We start from the raw sequence: 23103 nt of genomic DNA, 5'->3' as shown, positions 1-23103 counted from the left end.
AGTAGCAAAAAATTTAGCTAGGAGTTCTCTAAAATCTCTGTCTGTGGGCTGATGTCTAAAGTTTGTAAATCTGCAAAGATTTTGTTGTGATAATTGACCACCCCCGCGCGTCCAATCATCGCAGCATTATCTGTGCAAAACTCCAGGGGGGCGAGTAAGAGCTCTGCTCCAAATTCTGTGCATAGTGCTTCCAATTGCGTACGGATATAAGCATTGGCACTCACCCCTCCCACCAAGCCAAAGCGCGTTACTTGTGTGTGTTGTAAATAGAAACGCACCTTGTGTAAGAGATGTGCGCACGCAATCTTTTGAAACCCCGCACAGATACGCGCTTGTTTTTCTTGACTTAAGGGCTGTTCATTAGAGATAGCTAGACGCACCGCGTTTTTAAGCCCAGAAAAACTAAAGGCCAATGTGCTTTTTTGCTTAAGGGGTAGGGGGAAGGGATACTCTTCTCCTACAGGACAAAGGCGCGCCAGCCTTTCCACCACAGGCCCGCCCGGATAGCCCAAACCTAGCATTCTAGCTACCTTATCAAAACTCTCCCCCAAACTATCGTCCAGACTTTTAGCGATAATACACATCTCTGTAGGACCATGTGCTTCAACAATAAGGGTATGTCCCCCAGAGACCAATAACACGCTTAAGGGGAAGCGCGGGGTAGCTTGGTTGATAAAGAGCGAATACACATGCCCTTTGAGATGATCCACACTGATAAGGGGGAGTTTTAAACTTAAGGCCAGCGCCTTAGCCATCATTAGACCTTCTAAAAGCGTGATGGCCAGTCCGGGACGTGTTGTTAGGGCGATGGCTTTAAGGAGCTTAAAGGGGTCCTGGTTCTCTTTGGTTAAAAACTCTTTAGCCTTTTGGAGCAATAGAGGTAAGTTATGGGCATGCAGGCGCGAAGCCAATTCAGGCACCACACCCCCATGTGCGCTGTGCTCCTTCTCTTGAGAAATCTTGGCATGCCAGAGTAATTTGGCATCTTCTAAGCGTGTGAGGGCTAGCGAACTATCATCACAACTACTTTCAATACTTAAAAGCATCCATTCCCTTTAGGGTATAATGTTCTCATTATACTACAAGGCAAAACATGGCACGATTTAAAGCAGAGTGGGAGGAACAGAGCGCGATTTTAATGGCATTTCCGCATGCTTCCAGCGATTGGGGGGAATATTTGCAGGAAGCACGCGCGTGTTTTTTGAATATTATCGATACCTTAGCGGCCTACCAGCGTGTGCTTGTCTGTGTGCACACCAGCGATAGCGCGGGGATTGATAAGCTAGCGCGTTTGCATAATGTTGAAGTTGTGCTGCTAGACACAAACGACACATGGGCGCGTGACTTTGGACCTTTGTGCGTGGAAACGGCAGGGGTGCATTTTTATTTAAATTTTGTTTTCAATGCATGGGGAAATAAATACGAAAGCAGGTTAGACAATACCATTAGCATGAAGCTCGCTCAAAAGGGGCTTTTGCAATACCCTTTGCGTTTTGTAGATGTGATCTTAGAGGGGGGAAGTCTTGAATGCGACGGGGCGGGTACGCTTTTAGCCAACCGTCACAGTTTGCTCAATTCCAACCGCAACCCCGACCCGGAAAAATCCATTGCTCGACTCAAACAAGAGCTCAGTTTATCTAGGATTTTATGGCTGGACACCCCTCCCTTGGCTGGCGATGACACAGACGGACATATCGATACCTTAGCGCGCTTCTTAGACCCAGAGACGATCGCTTATGTCAGTTGCGAGGATTCTAGCGATCCTCACTACCGACCCCTGCAAGCCATGAAAAAAACCTTGCAAGGTTTTAAAACCCTCGACAACAAACGCTACAAACTTGTACCTTTGCCGCTGCCCAGCCCCAAGTTTTATCAAGATCAACGCCTACCTGCTACTTACGCTAATTTCTTATTTGCTAATAATGGGGGGCAGCGCGTGCTCTTTGTACCCACTTATAACGATCCTATGGATGCACACATCCTTAGAACCCTAGAAAAGCACACCCATGTTGAAGTGGTGGGAGTGGATTGCTCCTTTTTGATCCGCCAACATGGGAGCTTGCACTGCGCGACCATGCAACTCTACTAGTTTGGATTGCTACAAGTGATTTAGTGTGTGTCTATTTTGACGATCTTCCAGCTTGGTTCATTTTTTTTAGAGGAGAAACTATGATTATCACTACAATGACAGAAGTCATTGGCTCTACCCCTATTTTTAAATTCACTAGCCAGCATTATCCTATCCCAAAGGATTCGGTGATTTATGCCAAATTGGAGTATTTAAACCCGGGAGGAAGCATTAAAGACCGCTTAGGCCAATACCTCATAGAGGAGGGATTAAAAACGGGCAAGATCACCGCTCAAACAACCATCATCGAACCTACGGCAGGCAATACAGGCATTGCCCTAGTCCTTGTGGCTTCAGAACATAAGCTTAGGAGTATTTTTGTTGTCCCAGAAAAATTTAGCCTAGAAAAACAGCAAATCATGCGCGCTTTGGGCGCAGAGGTGATCAATACGCCCACTGATCAAGGCATTAAGGGAGCAATCGCCAAGAGCAAGGAGTTAGCTCAGAGTATCCCTAATAGCTACCTGCCCCTGCAATTTGAAAACCCGCTCAACCCTCAAACCTACTACCACACCCTAGGGCCAGAGATTATCCAAGAGCTGGGCACACAGCTTACTAGTTTTGTAGCTGGGATAGGGAGTGGAGGCACTTTTGCAGGCACAGCTCAATACTTAAAGGAACACATCTCCACAATACGCCTCATTGGAGTAGAACCAGAGGGCTCGATTTTAAATGGAGGAGAGCCAGGACCCCATGAGATTGAGGGGATCGGGGTAGAGTTTATCCCCCCATTTTTTGCAGGCTTAGAGATTGATGGCTTTGAGACTATCACAGATAAAGAGGGGTTTGATTGCACTAGGGAGTTAGCTAGACAAAGTGGCTTATTAGTGGGGAGCTCTAGTGGGGCGGCTTTTGTGGCGGCACTGCGTGAGGTACAACGCCTACCAGAGGGTAGTCGAGTTTTGACGATCTTCCCTGATATGGCGGATCGCTATCTCTCTAAGGGTATTTATCTATGAAAAAAGGAAGTAGCATGCACATGCGAACAAAACTCATTCATGGGGGCATTAGTGAAGATGAGGTAACTGGGGCGGTGAGCGTGCCCATTTATCAGACTTCTACCTACCGCCAAAATGGAGTAGGGCGACCTAAGGGTTATGAATACTCGCGCTCAGGTAACCCCACCCGCTTTGCCCTCGAGGAACTCATTGCAGACTTAGAGGGCGGGGTCAAAGGTTTTGCCTTTGCCTCTGGGCTGGCAGGAATTCATGCAGTCTTTTCCCTCTTGCAACAGGGCGATCATGTGTTACTGGGTGATGATGTCTATGGAGGGACTTTTCGCCTATTTGACAAAGTGCTCACTAAGGGCGGGCTCTCTTATAGCATTATAGACACCAGCGACACCTCTCAAATAGAAAGGGCCATCCAGCCCAACACCAAAGCCCTTTATTTAGAAACCCCTAGCAATCCCCTGCTCAAAATTACCGACCTAAAACAATGCGCCAGTATTGCCAAGAATCATGAGCTAATCACCATTGTAGATAACACCTTTGCGACCCCCTATTATCAAAACCCCTTACCGCTAGGTGCGGATATTGTGGTGCATAGTGGCACCAAATACTTAGGTGGGCATAGCGATGTGGTTGCTGGACTTGTAACTACTAATAGTCAAGACTTGGCCCAAGAGATCGCCTTTTATCAAAACGCCATCGGAGGGGTGCTAGGACCTTGGGATAGCTGGTTACTCCAGCGAGGCATTAAAACCCTCGCTTTACGCATGGAGGCACACCAAAGAAATGCCTTGAATGTGGCTGAGTTTTTAGGCGCACACCCCAAAGTAGAAAAAGTCTATTACCCCGGCCTACCTACCCACCCCAACCACACACTGGCTAAAACCCAAATGCGCGGGTTTGGCGGAATGCTCTCTTTCACCCTCAAAGATGATAGCAAGGCAGTTCCCTTTGTGGAAAGCCTGAAATTGTTCATCTTAGGCGAGAGTTTGGGCGGGGTGGAGAGTTTGGTAGGTGTCCCGGCATTAATGACCCATGCGAGCATCCCTAAGCAACAGCGCGAGGCTGTGGGGATTAAAGATGGCTTGGTGCGCCTCTCTGTGGGCATTGAGGATGGCCAAGATTTATTAGAGGATTTAGAGCAAGCCCTTGCTAAATTGGGCTAATTTTAAAAGGAGTAAAACATGAAAATGAATGTGGAGAGTTTTAATTTAGATCACACTAAAGTCAAAGCCCCCTATGTGCGTGTGGCCGATCGCAAGAGAGGAGAACATGGGGATGTAATCGTTAAATACGATGTGCGCCTTAAACAGCCCAACCAAGAACACATGGACATGCCCGGCCTACACTCTTTGGAGCACTTGGTCGCAGAGTTGATTCGCAACCACGCTAATTATGTGCTAGATTGGTCACCCATGGGTTGCCAGACGGGTTTTTATTTGCTGGTGTTAAACCATGACAATTACCAAGAGATTTTAGAACTCTTAGAAAAAACCATGCAAGATGTGCTCAAGGCTACAGAAGTGCCCGCGTGCAATGAAGTCCAATGCGGTTGGGCGGCCAACCACAGCCTAGAGGGCGCACAAGCCCTCGCGCGCGCCTTTTTAGCCAAACGCGCCGAGTGGAGCGAAGTAGGGGTTTAAAAACGGATGGAGGCCTGCTAGTGAAATGTAGATAGCCGAGCTTGTTCCTGATTAAATTTGTAACTTCTTATCCTTGAGAAGAGTCCTTGCAAAGTGCCTGACTATCTTGGTGCATGTCTGGTGAGTTCAGGACATGCGCGACTCGTCATCGTCTATCTTGACATTGTTTCTAAAATAGAGTACAATCGGGCTTTTGTTGGGGTATCGCCAAGTGGTAAGGCAGCAGGTTTTGGTCCTGCCATTCCGAGGTTCGAATCCTTGTACCCCAGCCATGGCGCGGGATAGAGCAGTCCGGTAGCTCGTTGGGCTCATAACCCAAAGGTCGGTGGTTCAAATCCATCTCCCGCAACCATCTTCTACATTAGGTGAAGTCATTTTTTTTGAATGCCTAGGTGATACGCATTAGGTGTTTCTCGTTCTCTTAAAAAGTTCAATCAAATCAAAATATCCTTTAAGTATGTTGCAATGAGCGGCATGCTAGAATGCCTCCGCTATTTTTAGCAACATTATAAAATACAAGTAAGGGGATTTATGCCATATATTAACATCCGTATCTCCAAAGAACATGGAGGAGCTACAGCAGAACAAAAGCGAGCGTTGATTAGCGGTGTAACTGATCTGGTCGTTAATGTGCTGGATAAGAAGAGAGAGGCGACTATAGTCATTATCGATGAAATCCATACAGACAATTGTGGTTTAGGCGGTGAAACTATCACTCGACTAAGGCACACTCCTCCCGAACAAAAGCAAGACTGATTCGTCTTCAGAGAGCGGGTGCGTAGCCCAAGTGGTGTGCCCCCTCGGCTCTTATTCTATGGTGTTCTCCATGTTTGGTTTCTGCTGTGGTTGTGACTGATGTGAGGGTGCGTACCTTCTAGTTTCTTTTTTGTGTTGCACTTGCAGACTTTGATCTTTTATTTAGCTAGTTTCTATACAATTGTTCTCGTTGTTTTTGATCACAAAGAAGGAGTAGAACATGGAAGATTTGCTCAGTCGCAGAATTGCAGCCACGCCTAGGGGCATTGGCATTGTATGCGATTGGTTTATCAAAGAGGCACAAAACGCCACCCTCAAAAGCACGGATGGGCGCGAGTTTATCGACTTTGCCGCAGGGATTGCCGTCTTAAATGTGGGGCATCGCCACCCGCGTGTGATTGAGGCGGTGAAAAGACAATTAGATCACTTCACCCACAGCGCTTATCAAGTAACCCCCTATGAGAGCTATGTGGAGCTAGCTGAGAAAATCAACGCTTTAGCACCCATCAAGGGTGTTAAAAAAACCTGCTTTTTCACCACAGGAGGAGAAGCCACCGAAAATGCCATCAAGATTGCCAAGGGGCATACCAAACGCTACGGAGTGATCGCCTTTGGGGGAGCGTTCCACGGGCGCACTTCTATGGCGGTGAGCATGACGGGCAAGGTCGCCCCTTACAAGGCTGAGATTGGCGCAGGGATGCCAGGGGTCTACCATGCCTATTATCCTAATGCCCTACATGGAATTAGCACAAAGGACGCGCTCAAGAGTTTGGAATTTATCTGCAAGGCCTCGATTTCTCCCCTAGATGTGGCGGCCATTATCTTTGAGCCCGTGCAGGGGGAGGGGGGTTTTAATCCCGCCCCAGCGGATTTTGTGCAAGGATTACGGGAGTTTTGCGATGCACATGGAATCGTCTTAATCGCCGATGAGGTACAAACGGGCTTTGCGCGCACGGGTAAGATGTTCGCCATGGAGCATTTCAATGCGAATGCGGATATCATTTGTATGGCCAAGAGTTTGGGTGGGGGTTTCCCTATTTCGGGTATTGTAGGCAGGGCGGATCTGATGGATTCTTTGAGCGCAGGGGGAATGGGGGGCACTTATGCGGGCAATCCTCTAGCCACCATAGCCGCCTTAGAGGTGTTAAAGATCATCGAAGAAGAACAGCTTAATGCGCGCGCGCTGACACTAGGTCAAGAGTTAATGGACAGTCTCAAACAACTCAAACAAGAAGCTAATATTACCCAAATGGCTGAAGTGAGAGGATTAGGTTCTATGGTCGCCTTAGAATTCTTTGAGGGAGAAAAACCTAGCCCAGAGTTGGCTAAGGCGGTGCAAAAGGAGGCGATGGATCAAGGGCTCTTATTGCTCACTTGTGGGTCTTATGGGAATGTGATTCGCTTTTTATACCCTTTAACCATTCCCCACGAGCAATTCCAGCGTGCGTTGGAAATTTTGCGCCAAGCGATCAAAAGGGGCGTATCTAAGCTTCCTAAAAAGGCAGTTTCATGAATTTTGACCTCTTAGAACACCCTTTTGTCAGCCAAACCCCTAAGGAGGGTTTTATCGCTATTACCAATCCAGCAACTTTGCAAGAGATCGCCTATGTTAAAAGTGTAGATCGGGAACAACTAGAGCATATCATTGCTAGGTCTTATAGAGCACAAAAGGAATGGGCACATAAATTAGCCCTAGAACGGGCAAATATCTTGCTCAAATGGCGCGAACTGCTCTTGGAGAATTTAGAAGATTTAGCCCGCATTCTCACCCAAGAGATGGGCAAGCCCCTCAAGGAGGCGCGCTCTGAGATCGCTTATGGGGCAAACTATTTGAGGTGGTTTGCTGAAGAGGCACGGCGCATTGATGGGGACATTCTGCCCAGCGTGGTGGAAGGACAGAAGATCTTTGTGCTCAAACAACCTATTGGGGTATGTGGGGCGATCACGCCCTGGAATTTCCCCTCAGGGATGATTGCGCGTAAGGCCGCTCCCGCCCTAGCCTGTGGGTGTAGCATGATCATTAAACCCGCCACCCAGACCCCTTTAAGTGCCTATGCTCTCATGGTGCTCGCCCTGCGAGCGGGCGTGCCTGAAGGAATTTTGAGTGTGGTTACGGGGGACACACGCATGATTTCTGAGGCGATTTGCCAAAGCGAGCTAGTGCGCAAGCTCAGTTTCACTGGTTCTACTGAGGTGGGCAAAATTTTGGTCAAACAAAGTGCTGGTACACTTAAAAAACTCTCCTTAGAGCTGGGGGGCAATGCGCCCTTTATTGTTTTTGAGGATGCCAATCTTGAAAAGGCTGCAGAAGGCATTTTGGCTTCCAAATTTAGAAATAGCGGGCAAACCTGTGTGTGCGCTAATCGGATTTATGTGCAAAAGAGTGTATATGAACCTTTGAGTAGCATTTTAAAACGCAAGGTCGAAGCCTTGAAACTGGGCAATGGCCTAGAAGAACACACCACGCAGGGACCCCTCATCGATTCTAAGGCGGTGGCAAAAGTGCAAGAGCATATCGATGATGCCACCTCTAAGGGCGCGCATGTGCTCAGTGGGGGCAAGCCCAGCGCGTTGGGGGCAAGCTTTTTTGAACCTACAATTTTAACCGGAGTGAATCAAGGCATGCTTGTGGCTAAAGAGGAAACTTTTGGGCCCCTCGCGCCCTTATTTGAGTTCGAGCATGAAAATGAAGTCTTAACTTGGGCTAATGATACACAATATGGCCTTGCTGCCTATTTTTACACCCAAAACCTCGCCAGAGTATTTCGGGTAAGCGAGGCGTTGGAATATGGCATGGTGGGGGTCAATTCGGGGCATATTTCCACAGAAACCGCGCCCTTTGGAGGGATTAAGCAGAGTGGAATGGGGCGTGAGGGCTCTAAATACGGCATTGAAGACTATTTAGAGATCAAGTACATGGGTGTCAAATTAGATTGAGAATTCCATGGGCATTGGCAATGTTGAGCAAGAGTTTTTAACAGAGCGGGCTATAAAGTGCAAAGTCTTTCGGGTTGGTGTCCGTTGGAGTGTTTTAGCTAGGAATCTCCCCTTTCACGGGGGAGCTGTTCACCGCCAGCTAGTTCTGCGCTCTTGCAAAGTTTGCAAATAAAGCGCGTGGTTGGCTTCTAAGCTAGCGCGGCTGTTTTCTTGGTGGTGAATGTGGTAGGCCAGCGCGCAAAAGCGCAGGCGTTTCATCACCCCCGTGTTAAACAGAAAACGCGCCACGAACTCGCTGTCCTCTCTGCCCCAACCTACAAAATTTTCATTAAATCCCTCGATAGCTAGAAAGTCGGCTTTGCTAAAACTCATGTTGGCACTTCTTACCCCCTTGAGCAAGGTATTAGGCTCACAAGTGCGCACACTAAAGATATAAAAGAGTTTAGCTAGGGTTAACTGACGGTGATTCTTGTAGCTTTTTTTGTCAATGGCTAGAGTATAATCCTGGCGATCCAACATCACTTGACTCTCAGCAGAAGTTAGAATTACACGCCCCCCTTGCAATAAGGTTTTAGGGCGCGCGAAGCAAAGATGATCGTAGATAAAATAAGGGTGCAAGATCATATCGGTATCTATAATAATGATGTAGTCCCCCATGGCGCGCATGATAGCGTTATTACGACTCCTGGCCGCGCGAAAACCTAGGTCTTCCTGCCACACATGAATCAAGGGCAGGGCTTTAGCTTGGAATTTAGCCTGATAATTTTCTAAGAGTGTACGGGTCTTGGGCGTGCTACCATCATCGGCAATCAGCACTTCATTGGGCATGCAGGCTAGATGGAGCACAGAATCTAAGACCAATTGTAAGCGTGCCTCCTGATTATAGGTGGTGATCACCAAAGAGACCTTGTTGAAATAGGCGCGCACAAAGGGCAAGGACATAGGCATTCTTTTTGGTAATTATAAGTAAATAAAGGCTACAATAGCCTGAATTTTTTAGCAAGGTTGTTGATGAATCAAGAGTTGGAATCTTTGGACGAGTCTGAAGTCTTCAAGCAATACATGGACAATATGGGCAAAGAGGACGAGACAGAACAGAAGGGCATGGTCAAAGAGGGTGTTGTAGTTTCGATTAACCAGACAGAGAACTATGCCATGGTGAGCGTGGGAGGTAAGACGGAAGGGCGACTCTCTTTGGAGGAAATCAAAGATGCACAGGGGAATTTACTCTTTGGTGTGGACAGCCCTATTCGTGTCTATGTGTCCCAGAGAGGCGAACGCCCCAGCGTCTCTTACAAGCGTGCAATTGTTTACGACAAAGTGCAGGCCAAGATTGCTCAATTGGGAGAAAATTACAAAGATAAGGTGGTTGAAGGCAGGGTAGTGCGTGAAAACAAAGGGGGGTATATTTTGGCTGACAAGGAGGGAGCGGAGTATTTCCTCTCTAAATCTCAGTCCTCTTTGCGGCGCGATAGCAAACACCTTGGCAAGCATATCAAGGCTTGTATTACCTCCATAGATAAGGAGGCGGGCTCCATTGCCGTGTCTCGCAAGCGCTTCTTTGATGTACACGACAAGCAGCAGCACGAGGGCGCTAAGAAATTGATGGAATCCCAAGCAGTTTGTAGGGGTGTTGTCAAAAGCATTACGGGCTTTGGAGTGTTTGTGGAAGTGGACGGCGTGGAGGGGCTGGTGCATTACAGCGAAATTACGCACCGTGGTTCAGCCAATCCTGCAAAACATTTTAAGGAAGGGGATGAGGTGCAGGTGAAAGCGATTGCTTATGATGAAGAGAAGAAGCGGCTTTCCCTCTCCATTAAAGCCACGGTGGAAGACCCTTGGGAGGAGATTCAGAGCAAGCTCAAGGTAGGTTATGCGATTAAAGTTGTCGTGAGCAGTATCGAGAGCTATGGAGCCTTTGTGGATATTGGCAATGACATTGAAGGTTTCTTACATATTTCAGAAATCTCTTGGAATAAAGATGTCAAACACCCCCAAGATTACCTGGAGCTAGATCAAGAAATCGATGTCAAGATCATCGAAATTGATAGCAAAAACCGCCGTTTGCGTGTCTCTCTTAAACAGCTTTCTGACAAACCTTTCAATGAATTCGTTTCCAAACACAGAGTAGGAGATTTGGTAGAGGGCAAGGTGGTGAGCCTGACAGATTTTGGAGCTTTCCTCAATTTGGGGGGTGTGGATGGTTTGTTGCACAATAAGGACGCTTTTTGGGAACCCGACCAAAAGTGCAAGGATCATTTCAAACTGGGTGATGTGGTGCAGACCAAAATCGCGCGCATCAATAGGGAAGACGAAAAAATTTCTTTAGAGATGAAGTTCAAGCGACCTTCTCCCGTAGAGGCTTTTGCCCAGCAGCACAAGGTGGGTGATGTCATTCAAGGCAGTGTGGTGAACATTAAAGACTTTGGAGTATTCGTGCGCGTGGATAATATTGACATCTTAATTAAAAACGAAGACCTATCCCCGCTCAAAAAAGAGGAAATCACCATGGGGCAGGAGATTACGAGCGTGCTTGTTTCTCTTGACAAGGTCACCCACAAGGCACGCGCTTCCGTGCGTCGTTTGGAGCATAAAAAAGAGCGTGAACAATTACAAGCGTTCAATGCTGAGGGCGATAAAATGACTTTAGGGGACAAGCTCATCGGCAAATTTTGATTTTAAGCGATGAAGAAGCGGCATTTTAGGCTTGCGGTTTTTTTGGTCGTGACGGGGGCTGTACTTTTAGTCATTGCAGATATGGGTTATAAATTTTACCTCGGACATGTCAAGTCCCCGCCCTCTTCTCCGCGCACCTCTACTGATCTCAACTTAAGCCTTGCTCGATCTCAATCTTTGAACCTTCCCCATTCCAAGGTAATTGACAACATTCCAGAAGTCAAAGATTTCGACTACCCTGTCTTGGAACGTCGCGTCACTTTAGAATTCCGTGATCGCGCACAGGTGCAGAAACTCTTTATCCGCAATTTGGATGCCTACAAATTTTTCTGTCTACACGAAATTCTAAAAGAGAAGCACATCGATTTTGCTACCGATAAAAAAGGGCACACCACGACTTTGATTATCTATCTGCCTAACTCTCCCATGCGTCAAGCTTTTTTGGACGATTTGCGCTATTACCAAATCCCCTATCAACTCAATTAAGGAACACCATGCCCCAAGTTGTCATCTGCGATCCCATCCACCCTGCAGGTAGCACTCTGCTCCGGGCACAGACAGATTTAGAGCTCTTAGATCACTCTAGCACCCCTAAAGAGGCATTGCCTTGTGCACTCAAAAATGCCCACGCGCTTATCACGCGGAGCATGACCCCCATTGATGCACCTATACTCGAGCACGCCTCTGAGCTTAAGGCCATCGTGCGTGCAGGGGTGGGTGTGGACAATGTCAATATCGATCTGTGCTCCCAACAGGGAATCGTGGTGATGAACGTGCCCACAGCCAACACCATCGCAGCCGTGGAGCTCACCATGGCACATTTGCTCAACGCCGTGCGCTATCTTCCCAGTGCCAATGCACAACTTAAATCTGAGAGAATTTGGAGGCGTGAGGATTGGTATGGCACAGAACTTAAGGGCAAGAAGTTGGGTATTATTGGCTTTGGGAATATCGGTTCGCGCGTGGGGGTGCGCGCACTTGCCTTTGGGATGGAGGTGATCGCCTACGATCCCTATATCCATAAATCTAAGGCCACAGACTTGGGTGTGCACTACACCACGGATTTTAACGATATCTTGGCCTGTGATTGTATCACCATCCACACTCCTAAAAACAAAGAAACTATCAACATCATCGACGCGCCCCAGATCGCCCAAATGAAAGAAGGGGTCATTCTCATCAACTGCGCACGCGGCGGGCTTTACAATGAAGAGGCCCTTTTAGGGGCACTGCGTTCTAAAAAAGTGCGTTGGTTGGGCCTAGATGTCTTTAGCAAAGAGCCTGCCACTCATAATCCTCTGCTAGATTTAGACAATGTCTATGCAACACCCCACATCGGGGCCAATACTTTGGAATCCCAAGAACAAATCGCCCTAGAAGCCGCCCAAGCTGTGATCCAAGCTCTAAGAGGCAGTAGTTATCCTAATGCACTCAATCTCTCCATCAAATCCCATATGCCCCCCTATGCCAAGGACTATCTGCAACTCACTCAAAAGCTGGGCTTTTTCTCTGCACAGATCAACAAAGATGCTGTTGACGCGCTGGAACTCATTGTAGCCGGGCCGGTGCGCGAATACGCAGATTCCCTACTCACATTTGCCCTTTTAGGACTACTCAAACCCACCTTAGGTGATAAAATTAACGAAGTAAATGCGCGCTTCATCGCTAAGGAGCGCAAGATTGCCATTAGCACGCGCGCCTTAGATAACGCCACGCCCTACACCAATGCGATCACGCTCCAGCTTACTACTTGTACACAAACCACCCAGGTGAGCGGGACTATCTTTGCAGATAATTTACTCAAAATCACTAATATCAACGGCTTTGAGATGGATATTAAACCCCATGGGCATATGATTTTATTTAAAAACACTGACATGCCCGGAGTAGTGGGGAATGTGGGGCAGACTTTGGGTAAACATGGAATTAATATTGCAGATTTCAGGTTGGGACGCAATGACAAGCAAGAAGCTTTAGCGGTGATTTTGGTAGATGCGCCTGTGAGTGCAGACATTTTACACGCACTCCAACAAATCCCTCATTGCTTGCACGCTTGCTTGGTCTGCATTTAACGCGTGCGCGCCTTTCTTACCCAGTTGGAAAGCTTAGGGGAGCTACAGACCCTAGAAACCCCCTTAGATATTCACTTAGAAATCCCCCATTTAGCCTATTTAGAAGCCAAAAAACCCCAAGGGGGTAAAGCTCTCTTATGCACAAAACCCATGGATGCTAAAAATAATAAGCATTTTGATATACCCGTGCTCATTAATCTTTTTGGTTCCTCTAGGCGCATGGAGCTCGTCTTGGGCAAGCCTATTAGTGCGTGTTGTGTCCAATTAGAGGCTTTGCTCAGTGCGCGAAAACCCAAAAACCTTAAAGAAATTTGGCACGCGCTTAGAACTCTCAAAACCCTCTATCATATTTTCCCCAAAATCTCTAATAAACCCACTGATCACATCAACTATACTAGCGATCAAGTCAACCTCTACGACCTGCCCATTCTCACCACTTGGGAGAGGGATGCCGCTCCTTTCATCACAATGGGGCAGATTTACACCCAAAGTTTAGACGGGGCACACAAAAATTTGGGACTATATCGCTTACAGGTCTATGACAAGAATCATTTAGGCCTGCATTGGCAAATCCACAAGGATGGCAACCACTTTTTTCATGCCTATAAGCGAGTGGGGCGTAAAATGCCCGTGAGTGTTGTTATTGGAGGTGATCCACTCTATACTTGGTGTGGGCAAGCACCTTTGCCCCATGGCATGTTTGAGCTATGGCTCTATGGTTTGCTCAGGGGTAAACGCGCTCATCTGATGCGCTCGCGCACCAATCCTATTTGCGTGCCCCGTGATGGGGACATTATTATTGAGGGCTGGGTAGACCCAGAACAGATGCGCTTAGAGGGTCCCTTTGGGGATCACACGGGTTTTTATACCCCTCAAGAGCCCTACCCGCTCTTAGAAGTGAGTATGCTACGAATCAAACCTGACCCTATTTATCTCGCCTGCGTGGTGGGCAAACCCCCTTTAGAAGACAAATACATGGGCTATTTGACCGAACGGCTCTTTTTACCTCTGATTCAAAAAAGCACTTATGGACTTTTGGACTACCACATGCCCGAAAATGGAGTGTTTCACAATCTGATTTTAGCCCAAATTGCGCCCAGCTACCCCGCACATGCCAGCCAAATCATGCACCACTTTTGGGGTACGGGACAGATGAGTTTTGTCAAGCACGCCATTTTTGTCGGCCCCAATGCCCCCAGTTTGCAAGATTACCCGGCTATTTTTGCCCATATTTTAAACCACTTTGATCCACATAAGCTTGTGGTGAGCGAGGGGGTGTGCGACGCGCTCGATCATGCCAGCCCTAACTTTGCCTTTGGGGGGAAATTAGGCATTGATGCCACCATGCCTAGCTCTAAGACTCCTTGTATCTTGGAAGATAGCGTGCTATTAGCCCGCATGCAAGCGGTGTTGCCCCAAGCCCTGATCCTAAGACAATATGGCATCCACACCGCTAACCCCCTTTGTGTGGTGGGGGTGCAAAAAACGCGCCCCTTATTAAACGCGGTGCATGGACTCAAAGACCTGCAAAGCGCGTTAAGCATTATCATCTTTGTGGACGCGCTTAAAAACGATCTCAACAATCCCTATATGTTACTCTGGCGCATCACCAATAACTTAGATGCCAAACGCGATCTCAAGATAGAGGAGGGACTAGTGTTCTTGGATGCCACAGATAAAAGCGCACTAGAGGGGCATACTCGAGAGTGGCCCCTAGAGACCGATTGCAGCCTAGAAGTCTTGCAAAAATTATCTAATCTAGGACTCATTCCTCCTTTAGATGATCCTATCTACCACCGCTACCATATCTACAACTCCCCCAGCACTAAGGAGTCGCATGAGTTTTGCTAAACGCTTGGATCAGATCATTAAGCGCATTGAAAAAGCCCGCTTAAACTACAATCGCCACCATATTGTGCAACTCATCGCCGTGTCCAAATACGCTACCTCCCAACAGGTGCGCGCGCTGTATACCTGTGGGCAACGCGCCTTTGGGGAAAACAAGGTGCAGGACCTACAGAGCAAATCCAGCGCTCTGGAGAGCTTGCCCCTAGAGTGGCACATGCTAGGCTCTCTGCAACACAATAAAATTAACAAGCTCCTAGCCCTCAAACCCTTTTTATTCCACGCCCTAGACTCTTTACAACTCGCCCAAGCCATAGAAGCGCGCAGCACAGACACCCTAAATGCCCTCTTACAGGTCAATATCTCTAAAGAACACACTAAAAGCGGGGTGATCCCAGAGCAAGCCCTAGAAATCTACACCCGTATTAATCAAACCTGCCCGCATATCCACCTCAAGGGCATGATGGTAATTGGTCCCACCCCCCCAGCTACCCCCAGCTTCAGCCACGCCCAAGCCCTAGAGCGCGCTTTTGCGCAGGCCAAAGATATTTTCGATACTTTACCTAACGCCTCTATTCTCTCCATGGGCATGAGCGCAGATTTTGAGTGCGCGATTGCTTATGGAGCCAACATGGTGCGTATTGGGCAAGCTCTCTTTGCGAATTAAAATTCGTGGGCTATAATTTTTCATCTCAACATTAAGGACATACATGGCACACATGGGCACTTTACAAACCGCTAGACCTGAATTTGACACTTTGCTTTCCACCATCGCGCGTTATGTGGTGGATTATGAAATTACCTCCGATCTCGCCTACCAGAGCGCTAGGCTATGCCTGATCGACTCCATTGCCTGCGCTCTGCTCTCCTTAAAACACCCTGAATGCACTAAATTGCTAGGCCCCAGTGTTCCGGGCGCACAATTGCGTCCTCTAGGCACGAAAGTTCCAGGAACTGCCTACCAGCTCGAACCCATCCGCGCGGCCTTTAACATTGGATGCATGGTGCGCTGGTTGGATTTCAACGATACATGGTTAGCGGCTGAATGGGGACACCCCTCAGACAATCTAGGAGCAATTTGGGGCTTGGGGGATTACCTGAGTAGAGAGAGGCGCACTAGGGGGCAAAAACCCTTGCAGGTTAAACAGATTTTAAGCGCAATGATCAAAGCCCATGAAATTCAGGGAGTCCTAGCTTTGGAAAATTGCTTTAACATGGAGGGATTAGATCATGTCTTGTTAGTGCGTATTGCTAGCACGGCGGTGAGTGCTGGGCTATTAGGAGGGAGCTTTGAGGAGGTGCGCAATGGAGTTTCTAATGCCTTCGTGGATGGGGGAAGTTTACGCTGTTATCGCCACGCCCCCAACACGGGCTCTAGGAAGTCGTGGGCAGCGGGGGATGCGAGTAGTCGGGGCGTGGATTTAGCCCTCAAAGCCCTCAGTGGGGAGATGGGTTATCCATCAGCTCTAAGCGCGCATTACTGGGGTTATCAAGATGTCTTCATGAAAAACCAACAGGAGAGGGGCGAAGCGTTACACATTCCCCAAGAGTTTTCTAGTTATGTAATGGAAAATGTACTCTTTAAAATTTCTTTTCCTGCGGAATTCCACGCCCAAACTGCTGTAGAATGCGCGTTCAAATTACATGCTGAGGTCAAAGACAGACTAGACGACATTGTAAAAATTGAGATCACTACTCAAGAATCCGGACACCGCATTATCAATAAGGAAGGGGAACTGCATAATTACGCCGATCGCGATCACTGCATCCAATACATGGTTGCCTACGCGCTCATTTACGGAGAGTTGGACGAGCATTCCTACAGCGATGTAAGTGCGTCTGATCCGCGCATTGATACGCTCAGAGCACTCAGTGAGGTCAAAGTGGACGATCGCTATACACGCGAGTACCTAGACCCCACCAAACGCTCCATTGCTAACGCGTTGCAGGTATTCTTTAAGGATGGGAGTAAAACCCAAAAGTTAGAGATTCACTATCCCATTGGGCATAAATTCCGACGCGAGGAGGGGTTGCCTTTGCTCTATCAAAAATTCAAACAGGCTTTGAGAGGGGTGTATGCCCCCAAACGCGCTAGCCAGATTGAAGAAATTGTGTTCCACGAGGAGGCGTTATTGCACATGGATTTTGATAGCTTTAGCGATCTCTTTGCCCTCTAGGAGGCATGCATGAGTGCAGGAAAACGCTTTAGAGAAGCTTTAGCCACACACACACCCCTACAAATTGTAGGCACGATCAACGCGTATCAAGCCCTGCAAGCCACCCAAGTGGGGCACAAGGCTTTGTATCTTTCAGGGGCAGGGGTAGCTAACGCGTCTTATGGCTTGCCAGACTTGGGGATCACGGGTTTAGAAGAGGTGTGTATTGATGTGCGGCGCATCTGTGCGATCTGTGATACTCCCTTGATTGTAGATGCAGATACAGGTTTTGGACATGCTTTTAACATCGCTAGAACGATCACCCAGCTCATTAAAAGTGGAGCAGCAGGAGCGCATATTGAAGATCAGGTGAGTGCGAAACGCTGTGGACACCGCCCCAATAAGGCATGTGTAGATACCCAAGAAATGTGCGATCGCTTGCAGGCAGCCCACCATGCGCGTCAATTAGACCCATATTTTTACTTGATTGCGCGCACGGACGCACGCGCTAAGGAGGGTTTAGAGTCTGCCATTGCGCGCGCACAAAGTTATGTGCAAGCGGGCGCAGATGCGATCTTTGCAGAGGCTTTAGAGAGTTTGGAGGAATATAGCGCCTTTGTTAAAGCTCTACATGTGCCTATTTTGGCCAATCTTACCGAATTTGGACGCACCCCTTTATTTAGTCTTGAGAAGCTTAAGAGCGCGGGCGTGCAAATGGCCCTCTATCCTTTGAGTGCCTTTAGGGCGATGAACAAAGCTGCCTTAGAAGTCTATCAAGACCTTAAAGACAAGGGCACACAGCGCGATTTGATCGCGCGCATGCAAACTCGCGAGGAGCTTTATAATATGCTCCATTACTACGATTATGAAGCCCAGATGGACGCGCTCTTAACACGCAAAGACTAGGGCTTATGCACGAGATTGTAGCTGGCGACTATTTGATGGTTGTAGGTAATGTTAATGTCTCCGAGTTTGTTGGATTCAAGGAGGAAAGTTTTTCCCCCCTCTTGGATGCCGTAAAAACGCAGGCGTAGCGCCATTTTAGGAGAAAAAGTGTGTATGCGTTGCACCCCACGCGCTTGCAATTCTAAGGCTAATTCTTTAGCAATGTAGTGTGTGCGCACGAAAGGGTTATACCCCCCCCATAAATACAGACTTTCTAAAAGTAGAGTGCCAAAGACCAAACTATAGCGGATGCGGTAATGGGTGCGAAAGAGGGGTAGGTGCACACGGATGCTCGAGAGAGCATGGTTGAGTAATACTGGAATGCCCAGCACCCCATAAGCCAAGAATTGTGGGCTAATTTCTTGGCGTAAGGAGAGCAGCAAGGGCAAACAAAAACCCACTGCGCCTACCATGCCTACCAGGCTATCTTGTTGGCGCGCTTTAATCACCTGTGCATAAAGCGCATAAGGGTAGTAGAGGCATAAACAAGGGGAATAGAGCACAAACATCACAAAGAGTGTTTCTAAAAAAAAGCCCTGAGGCATGCCAAAAACAGGTTTGAAGTAAAAGACATTGAATGCCAAAGCTAGTCCCAGTAACCCTGTTTTAAGACGATAGTGGTGTTTGAGCGCGTAGAGAAAAAGGGCGGTGAGTAGGACCATACAGCTTGGATCAAAGAGGGCGAGCAGGGGAATGAGAGCGTAGAAAATGCGTGTGTGGAATAAGAGCATGCTAGAGAGGGCTAGAGTGAAGAGCAAGCTCACTTTGCCCAAGAGAATTGCACCTAGCTGCACGCCCGGAAGGAGTGCAAAGGTGAGCACACTTAAAAGAGGATCATAGGGTTTTTTGGGTTGGAGTTTAAGACTTAATTGATAGAGTAAGACGAGGTTAAGCGCGTGCAAGAGCAGGCTGGGTAGACGCAAAGCTAAGTCATGAGGAAGGGATTTACCTAGAACCCCTACAAAATTACGCAATGCCCCCAATAAAAGGGCATCCAACCAAAAACTGGGCACGCTGAAATAGAGCAGGGCTTCTTTATAGCTAATGGAAATTTCCAAGCTTTTGATCGCCCCTAGCACTAAACTCACTAACACAAGCAGACCCAAGAGGCGGCTATAAAGAGGGCTGGACGCGCTGGAGGGGAGAATTGTCTAGCCTTGTGTTTTGCGATGCTCGATGAGGGCACAATGATTTTGTACCACCACCACACCATGTGCTTGTAATAATTCTTGGGCTTGGGCGTTTGTAATGCCCAATTGCATCCAAAAGAATTTGGGGAGGGGCGTGAGATTTAAAAACTCTTGGGCTAGGGGCAAAATTGCCTCAGATTTTCTAAAGATAATCACTCCATCCAATGGCTGGGCGTGTTGTGCCTCTTGTAATGTAGCAAAGACAGCCTGACCTAAAATGGGCGTATCTGTCTTAGGATAAATAGGCACAATGTGGTATCCCTGTGCCTGCAAATAAGCCCCAACCCTGTAGCTGTCTTTGTGCGCATCGGGGCTTAAGCCCACAATTCCTAAATAATGGCTTTTTAGAAGTAAGTCTAAAGCTTGTGCGTTCATGTTTTTACCTTTGTTTTAGTTTTACTCTCTAATACGATGAGAATCCCAGAGAGCACGATGAGTCCCATGCCCAAAATTTGCAGGGTGTGCAAGGGCGGGTCGCCCAAGAGCATACCAAAGAGCACTGCCCAGAGTAAACGGGTGTAATCCACGGGTGAGATGAGCCCGGCTGGGGCAATCATGTAAGCCTTAGTTATAAAACACTGCCCTAAAGCCCCGCTCAAACCCGTGCCAATTAGAAGCCACAAATCCCAGTGCCACCACACCCCCTCAAAGCGCAGGGGGTGGTAGCCTGAGGCAAAGGGGGGAATGTTAAAGAACATGAGAGCTAGGCTCATCAGTGTTAGAGATATCGAAAAGACCACGATCACAAATCCTCCATCGTAGTACTCTTTGAGTTTATTCAAACTCACATAGGCACAGGACATCATCAAGCCGCTCAACACCCCTGAGACCACCAACCCCCAAGAGAGACCGCTAGTGTGCGGGTCAGCCACCAAACCCACCCCAAAAATCCCCAAGAGTGCTGAGAGCACTAATTGCCAAGTAATGCGCTCTTTAAGCACCCACCACGCGATGAAGATAGCATAGATAGGCCCACTTTGGCTAAAGGCAATCGCGCTACCCAAGTCCATGTTGGCGATATTGTAAAAGATCAAAATCATGCCCACTTGCCCGATGAAAACCCTAGAGATCAACAAAGGGAGTCCGCCGGGTTTGTGCGCTCTAAAAGAAAAGGGTTTGATATAGTAAAGCCCCCACAAAAAGAAGAGCATGAAAAAGGAGCGATAAAAGACATTCTCTAGGGGCGAGTAATAAGAACCCAGCATTTTAATGAGCGCATTGAGTACTCCAAAGCTCAACGCACTTAAGGCCATGTAGAACACCCCCAAGCGCACATTTAAATTCGAATCTCTCACAATGCGTAAAAATCTCCACGAGAAATAACCTCCATGTTAGCATAGATTAATGAATACAGCCTATGTAGGAGCGGCTGGCTTTTAGTGCACTCCCTACAGCCTTTAGTTTCTGAATGTGAGGATATTTGGCATTTTGTTTATTTTCTATAATATAATGCCCTTATAGAGTTGGGGCATCAACTCTTGGAAGAGAGCTCATAAGGTCCCGCTGACATGTAAGCTCTAGGATGGTGTGGTCCTACAGGCTTTAGACCCGGCGGGATGTATTAGAAATCAACATATAAGGTTTTTGTATGCCCCATTGAAGCCCCTATCTAGTTTTGATCAAGCTGGAATGAGACATCCGGTATCTAAGGAAGGATAAACCATGCGTCTGTCAAATCTCAAGATTGGGACAAAGCTCGTTGCCCTAGTCATTGGGGTTCTTCTCCTCATTTTCATCGTGCTCTCTTGGATCACGGCTTACAAATCTTCCAAGACTCTACAGGCAGAGGCTTACAAAACGCTTTACAATGTCGCCAAAAGACATGCTAACCGCATCATCCCTTCCTTCAACCAAAGCTTTGCCCTGTTAGAAACCTTGCGCGAAACCATTCAAACCTCTATCGCCAATGATTCTCTATATCAAGATGTGTTGACTACCTTTGTCCGCACGGCTTTTGATGAAGCTAACTGGTCAGACTACTGCTTCCTCTATCTTCCACGCTCTGTTTTTAAAGATGCACAAGAACATGGAAAACTTGCCCCCCGACTTAATCATGCCAACCATCCTGTTCCCCAAGGATTCTACTTGGCTCTCAAAGACACCGATCCAGACCGTATAGGCGGGATTATTCCTTTGTCCATCCAAGCAACCATGAATGTCTTTAACAACACCCATGTCAAACAGGCTTTGCACGACAATAAAGAGACGCTCAGCGACCCCATGCACATCGAGATTGCAGGTGTAGACGCAGTGGCTGCTCTGATCACCGTACCCATTAGAGATGAGCAAGAACAAGCCATAGGGTTCATCAGCTTGGTCGTCAATTTGGCTAAGATGCGCCACGATATTATTTTAGATAAGACGAGTTCGGTTTATCAGGGTGACATCATTGCTGTGATCTCCTCTGCAGGTAAGGTTGCCGCCTTCCCTGACGCTAAAATGATTGGGAAGCCATTGATTGAGGTTAATCCGGGACCCTTGACAGAGGCTGCTCTGTCAGCCATGCGAGAGCATAAAGATGGAGTGTTTCCCTATATCAACATTAGACACGAGGAGGCCTTTATCGGACTCGTGAATTTCAAAGTTTGGCGCGATCTCGATCAGTTTTGGTCAGCTTTTATCGTCACACCCAAGCATTCTATCTTCAAACCCAGGGATGAACTCACGCGGCTTATCATCATCACCGCATGTCTTTCGCTCATTATCGCTGGGGTGTGCGTGGCACTCTTGGCCAATAGGCTTATCTCCGCGCGTTTATCCATGGTATTGGAGGGCCTGATCTCCTTCTTCAAGTTTTTAAACCATGAAAACACCTCTCCAAAACTTTTGAAGCCTCGGAGTGAGGACGAATTAGGGCAGATGGTCAATGCTATCAATACCAATATTCAAAAAATTCAAGTTTCTTTGGATGAAGACAAGCAGGCGGTGTCCCAATCTGTCAGCACAGCCAAAGCCGTAGAGGCAGGCGATTTAAGTGCTAGAATCACGCAAATCCCTGCTAATCCCCAGCTTAAAGAACTCAGAGATGTGTTGAATACTATGCTCAATACTTTGCAAGACAAAGTGGGGAGCAATATGAACGCAATCAACACGGTTTTTGAGGCATACAAGAATTTTGACTTTACGGCTAAAATTCCTGATGCTAAAGGTGCTGTAGAAATCACCACTAACATGTTGGGTCAGGACATGCGCAAGATGCTCAACGCATCTTCCCAGTTCGCTAAGGAATTGTCTATACAGAGTGAGGCTTTAAAAGAAGCGATGCAAACTCTTTCTAAGAGCAGCACCTCACAATACACCTCCCTAGAAGAAACTGCCAAACAAATTGAGGAGATCACCACATCTATACAAAACACGAGTGCAAGAACTACAGAGATCACCAAGCAGGCTGAAGAGATTAAGAGCATTATTGGGATTATCAAGGATATTGCTGACCAAACTAATTTGCTCGCCCTAAATGCTGCCATAGAGGCTGCGCGCGCGGGCGAACATGGGAGGGGATTTGCAGTAGTGGCCGATGAAGTTAGAAAGCTGGCGGAGAGAACTGGCAAATCTCTAGGGGAGATAGAAGCTAATGCCAACCTGCTGGTCCAAAGCATCAATGAAATTGTTTTTAATATCCAAGAACAAGCAACAGGCATCGGACGAGTCAACCAAACCGTCGAGCAACTAGAGGTTGTGGCGCAAGAAAATGCCCAAATCGCTCATAGCACTAATGAGATCACTCAAAAGGTCAATAGCATTGCTAAAGAAATTTTGGACGATGTAAACAAGAAAAAGTTTTAGCAATCTTGTTCAGTTGTGT

General features: G+C 47.6%; 20 protein-coding genes and 2 tRNA genes. 17 read left to right on the top strand and 5 right to left on the bottom strand.

Annotated features, from left to right (window positions below; all coding sequences use genetic code 11):
• Nucleotides 1-17: 17 nt before the first annotated feature.
• Nucleotides 18-1046 carry a tRNA (adenosine(37)-N6)-threonylcarbamoyltransferase complex transferase subunit TsaD gene (gene tsaD / locus C6H04_RS00220; RefSeq protein WP_104731988.1) on the bottom strand — a complete coding sequence of 343 codons (1029 nt, stop codon included), beginning with the start codon at nucleotides 1044-1046 and terminating at the stop codon, nucleotides 18-20.
• Nucleotides 1047-1093: 47 nt separating this feature from the next.
• Here tsaD and C6H04_RS00215 point away from each other — a divergent pair, with 47 nt between their 5' ends.
• From C6H04_RS00215 to C6H04_RS00175, 9 genes are all read left to right on the top strand, one after another.
• The gene (locus C6H04_RS00215; protein ID WP_104731987.1) at nucleotides 1094-2089 is read left to right on the top strand and encodes an agmatine deiminase family protein; all 996 of its coding nucleotides are present in this window, start codon (nucleotides 1094-1096) and stop codon (nucleotides 2087-2089) included.
• 80 nt (nucleotides 2090-2169) lie between these two features.
• Complete coding sequence (locus C6H04_RS00210; RefSeq protein ID WP_104731986.1) at nucleotides 2170-3087, top strand: PLP-dependent cysteine synthase family protein; 918 nt, start codon at nucleotides 2170-2172, stop codon at nucleotides 3085-3087.
• Nucleotides 3088-3101: 14 nt separating this feature from the next.
• On the top strand, nucleotides 3102-4244 hold the full coding sequence (locus tag C6H04_RS00205; RefSeq protein WP_104732004.1) for a cystathionine gamma-synthase: 1143 nt from the start codon (nucleotides 3102-3104) through the stop codon (nucleotides 4242-4244).
• Nucleotides 4245-4262: 18 nt separating this feature from the next.
• Nucleotides 4263-4721: an S-ribosylhomocysteine lyase gene (locus C6H04_RS00200; RefSeq protein ID WP_199767058.1), complete on the top strand. Its 459-nt coding sequence runs from the start codon at nucleotides 4263-4265 to the stop codon at nucleotides 4719-4721.
• A 197-nt stretch (nucleotides 4722-4918) separates the two neighbouring features.
• Nucleotides 4919-4993: transfer RNA gene (locus C6H04_RS00195), tRNA-Gln, on the top strand.
• 3 nt (nucleotides 4994-4996) lie between these two features.
• Nucleotides 4997-5073: transfer RNA gene (locus C6H04_RS00190), tRNA-Met, on the top strand.
• A 179-nt stretch (nucleotides 5074-5252) separates the two neighbouring features.
• Nucleotides 5253-5477, top strand: coding sequence for a tautomerase family protein (locus tag C6H04_RS00185; RefSeq protein WP_104695503.1), 225 nt, complete (start codon nucleotides 5253-5255; stop codon nucleotides 5475-5477).
• A 220-nt stretch (nucleotides 5478-5697) separates the two neighbouring features.
• Nucleotides 5698-6990 (top strand): 4-aminobutyrate--2-oxoglutarate transaminase, encoded by a 1293-nt coding sequence (gabT, locus tag C6H04_RS00180; protein ID WP_104731985.1) that lies wholly within the window; start codon nucleotides 5698-5700, stop codon nucleotides 6988-6990.
• On the top strand, nucleotides 6987-8414 hold the full coding sequence (locus C6H04_RS00175; protein WP_104731984.1) for an NAD-dependent succinate-semialdehyde dehydrogenase: 1428 nt from the start codon (nucleotides 6987-6989) through the stop codon (nucleotides 8412-8414). Before gabT ends, C6H04_RS00175 begins: the two co-directional genes overlap by 4 nt.
• Nucleotides 8415-8543: 129 nt before the next feature.
• Here the strand turns inward: C6H04_RS00175 and C6H04_RS00170 are convergent, their stop codons facing one another.
• The gene (locus tag C6H04_RS00170; RefSeq protein WP_233710460.1) at nucleotides 8544-9356 is read right to left on the bottom strand and encodes a glycosyltransferase family 2 protein; all 813 of its coding nucleotides are present in this window, start codon (nucleotides 9354-9356) and stop codon (nucleotides 8544-8546) included.
• A gap of 69 nt (nucleotides 9357-9425) precedes the next feature.
• On the opposite strand from C6H04_RS00170, the gene C6H04_RS00165 reads away from it, so the two are divergent.
• The 7 genes from C6H04_RS00165 to prpB are packed head-to-tail and all read left to right on the top strand — an operon-like array spanning nucleotide 9426 to nucleotide 18069.
• On the top strand, nucleotides 9426-11090 hold the full coding sequence (locus tag C6H04_RS00165; RefSeq protein ID WP_199766054.1) for a 30S ribosomal protein S1: 1665 nt from the start codon (nucleotides 9426-9428) through the stop codon (nucleotides 11088-11090).
• A 9-nt stretch (nucleotides 11091-11099) separates the two neighbouring features.
• Nucleotides 11100-11576: a hypothetical protein gene (locus tag C6H04_RS00160; protein ID WP_104695508.1), complete on the top strand. Its 477-nt coding sequence runs from the start codon at nucleotides 11100-11102 to the stop codon at nucleotides 11574-11576.
• An 8-nt stretch (nucleotides 11577-11584) separates the two neighbouring features.
• The gene (serA, locus tag C6H04_RS00155; RefSeq protein WP_104731983.1) at nucleotides 11585-13162 is read left to right on the top strand and encodes a phosphoglycerate dehydrogenase; all 1578 of its coding nucleotides are present in this window, start codon (nucleotides 11585-11587) and stop codon (nucleotides 13160-13162) included.
• 3 nt (nucleotides 13163-13165) lie between these two features.
• A complete protein-coding gene (locus C6H04_RS00150) occupies nucleotides 13166-15013 on the top strand; it encodes a menaquinone biosynthesis decarboxylase (RefSeq protein ID WP_104731982.1) in 1848 nt (615 codons plus the stop codon).
• Entirely contained in the window at nucleotides 15000-15674 is a 675-nt protein-coding gene (locus tag C6H04_RS00145; protein ID WP_104731981.1) for a YggS family pyridoxal phosphate-dependent enzyme, read from the top strand. Before C6H04_RS00150 ends, C6H04_RS00145 begins: the two co-directional genes overlap by 14 nt.
• Before the next feature lie 43 nt (nucleotides 15675-15717).
• Nucleotides 15718-17184, top strand: coding sequence for a 2-methylcitrate dehydratase (gene prpD / locus C6H04_RS00140; RefSeq protein ID WP_104731980.1), 1467 nt, complete (start codon nucleotides 15718-15720; stop codon nucleotides 17182-17184).
• Between the two features lie 9 nt (nucleotides 17185-17193).
• On the top strand, nucleotides 17194-18069 hold the full coding sequence (gene prpB, locus C6H04_RS00135) for a methylisocitrate lyase (protein WP_104731979.1): 876 nt from the start codon (nucleotides 17194-17196) through the stop codon (nucleotides 18067-18069).
• Here the strand turns inward: prpB and C6H04_RS00130 are convergent.
• From C6H04_RS00130 to C6H04_RS00120, 3 genes are read right to left on the bottom strand one after another with little or no spacing between them, the layout of a single operon-like run.
• Complete coding sequence (locus tag C6H04_RS00130; protein WP_233709747.1) at nucleotides 18066-19202, bottom strand: hypothetical protein; 1137 nt, start codon at nucleotides 19200-19202, stop codon at nucleotides 18066-18068. The genes prpB and C6H04_RS00130 overlap by 4 nt on opposite strands.
• Nucleotides 19203-19259: 57 nt before the next feature.
• The gene (locus tag C6H04_RS00125; RefSeq protein WP_104731978.1) at nucleotides 19260-19673 is read right to left on the bottom strand and encodes a CoA-binding protein; all 414 of its coding nucleotides are present in this window, start codon (nucleotides 19671-19673) and stop codon (nucleotides 19260-19262) included.
• Nucleotides 19670-20593, bottom strand: a complete 924-nt coding sequence (locus C6H04_RS00120) for a DMT family transporter (protein WP_233711793.1) — start codon at nucleotides 20591-20593, stop codon at nucleotides 19670-19672. The genes C6H04_RS00125 and C6H04_RS00120 overlap by 4 nt, the downstream gene beginning before the upstream one ends.
• A gap of 367 nt (nucleotides 20594-20960) precedes the next feature.
• On the opposite strand from C6H04_RS00120, the gene C6H04_RS08295 reads away from it, so the two are divergent.
• Nucleotides 20961-23084, top strand: a complete 2124-nt coding sequence (locus C6H04_RS08295; protein ID WP_104731977.1) for a methyl-accepting chemotaxis protein — start codon at nucleotides 20961-20963, stop codon at nucleotides 23082-23084.
• Nucleotides 23085-23103: the final 19 nt, after the last annotated feature.

The sequence above is a fragment of the Helicobacter salomonis genome, from assembly GCF_900197775.1.
GTDB classification, from domain to species: Bacteria; Campylobacterota; Campylobacteria; order Campylobacterales; family Helicobacteraceae; genus Helicobacter; species Helicobacter salomonis.
Note: the sequence above shows the minus strand (reverse complement) of the source record. Positions and strands in the feature narration are given on the sequence as shown.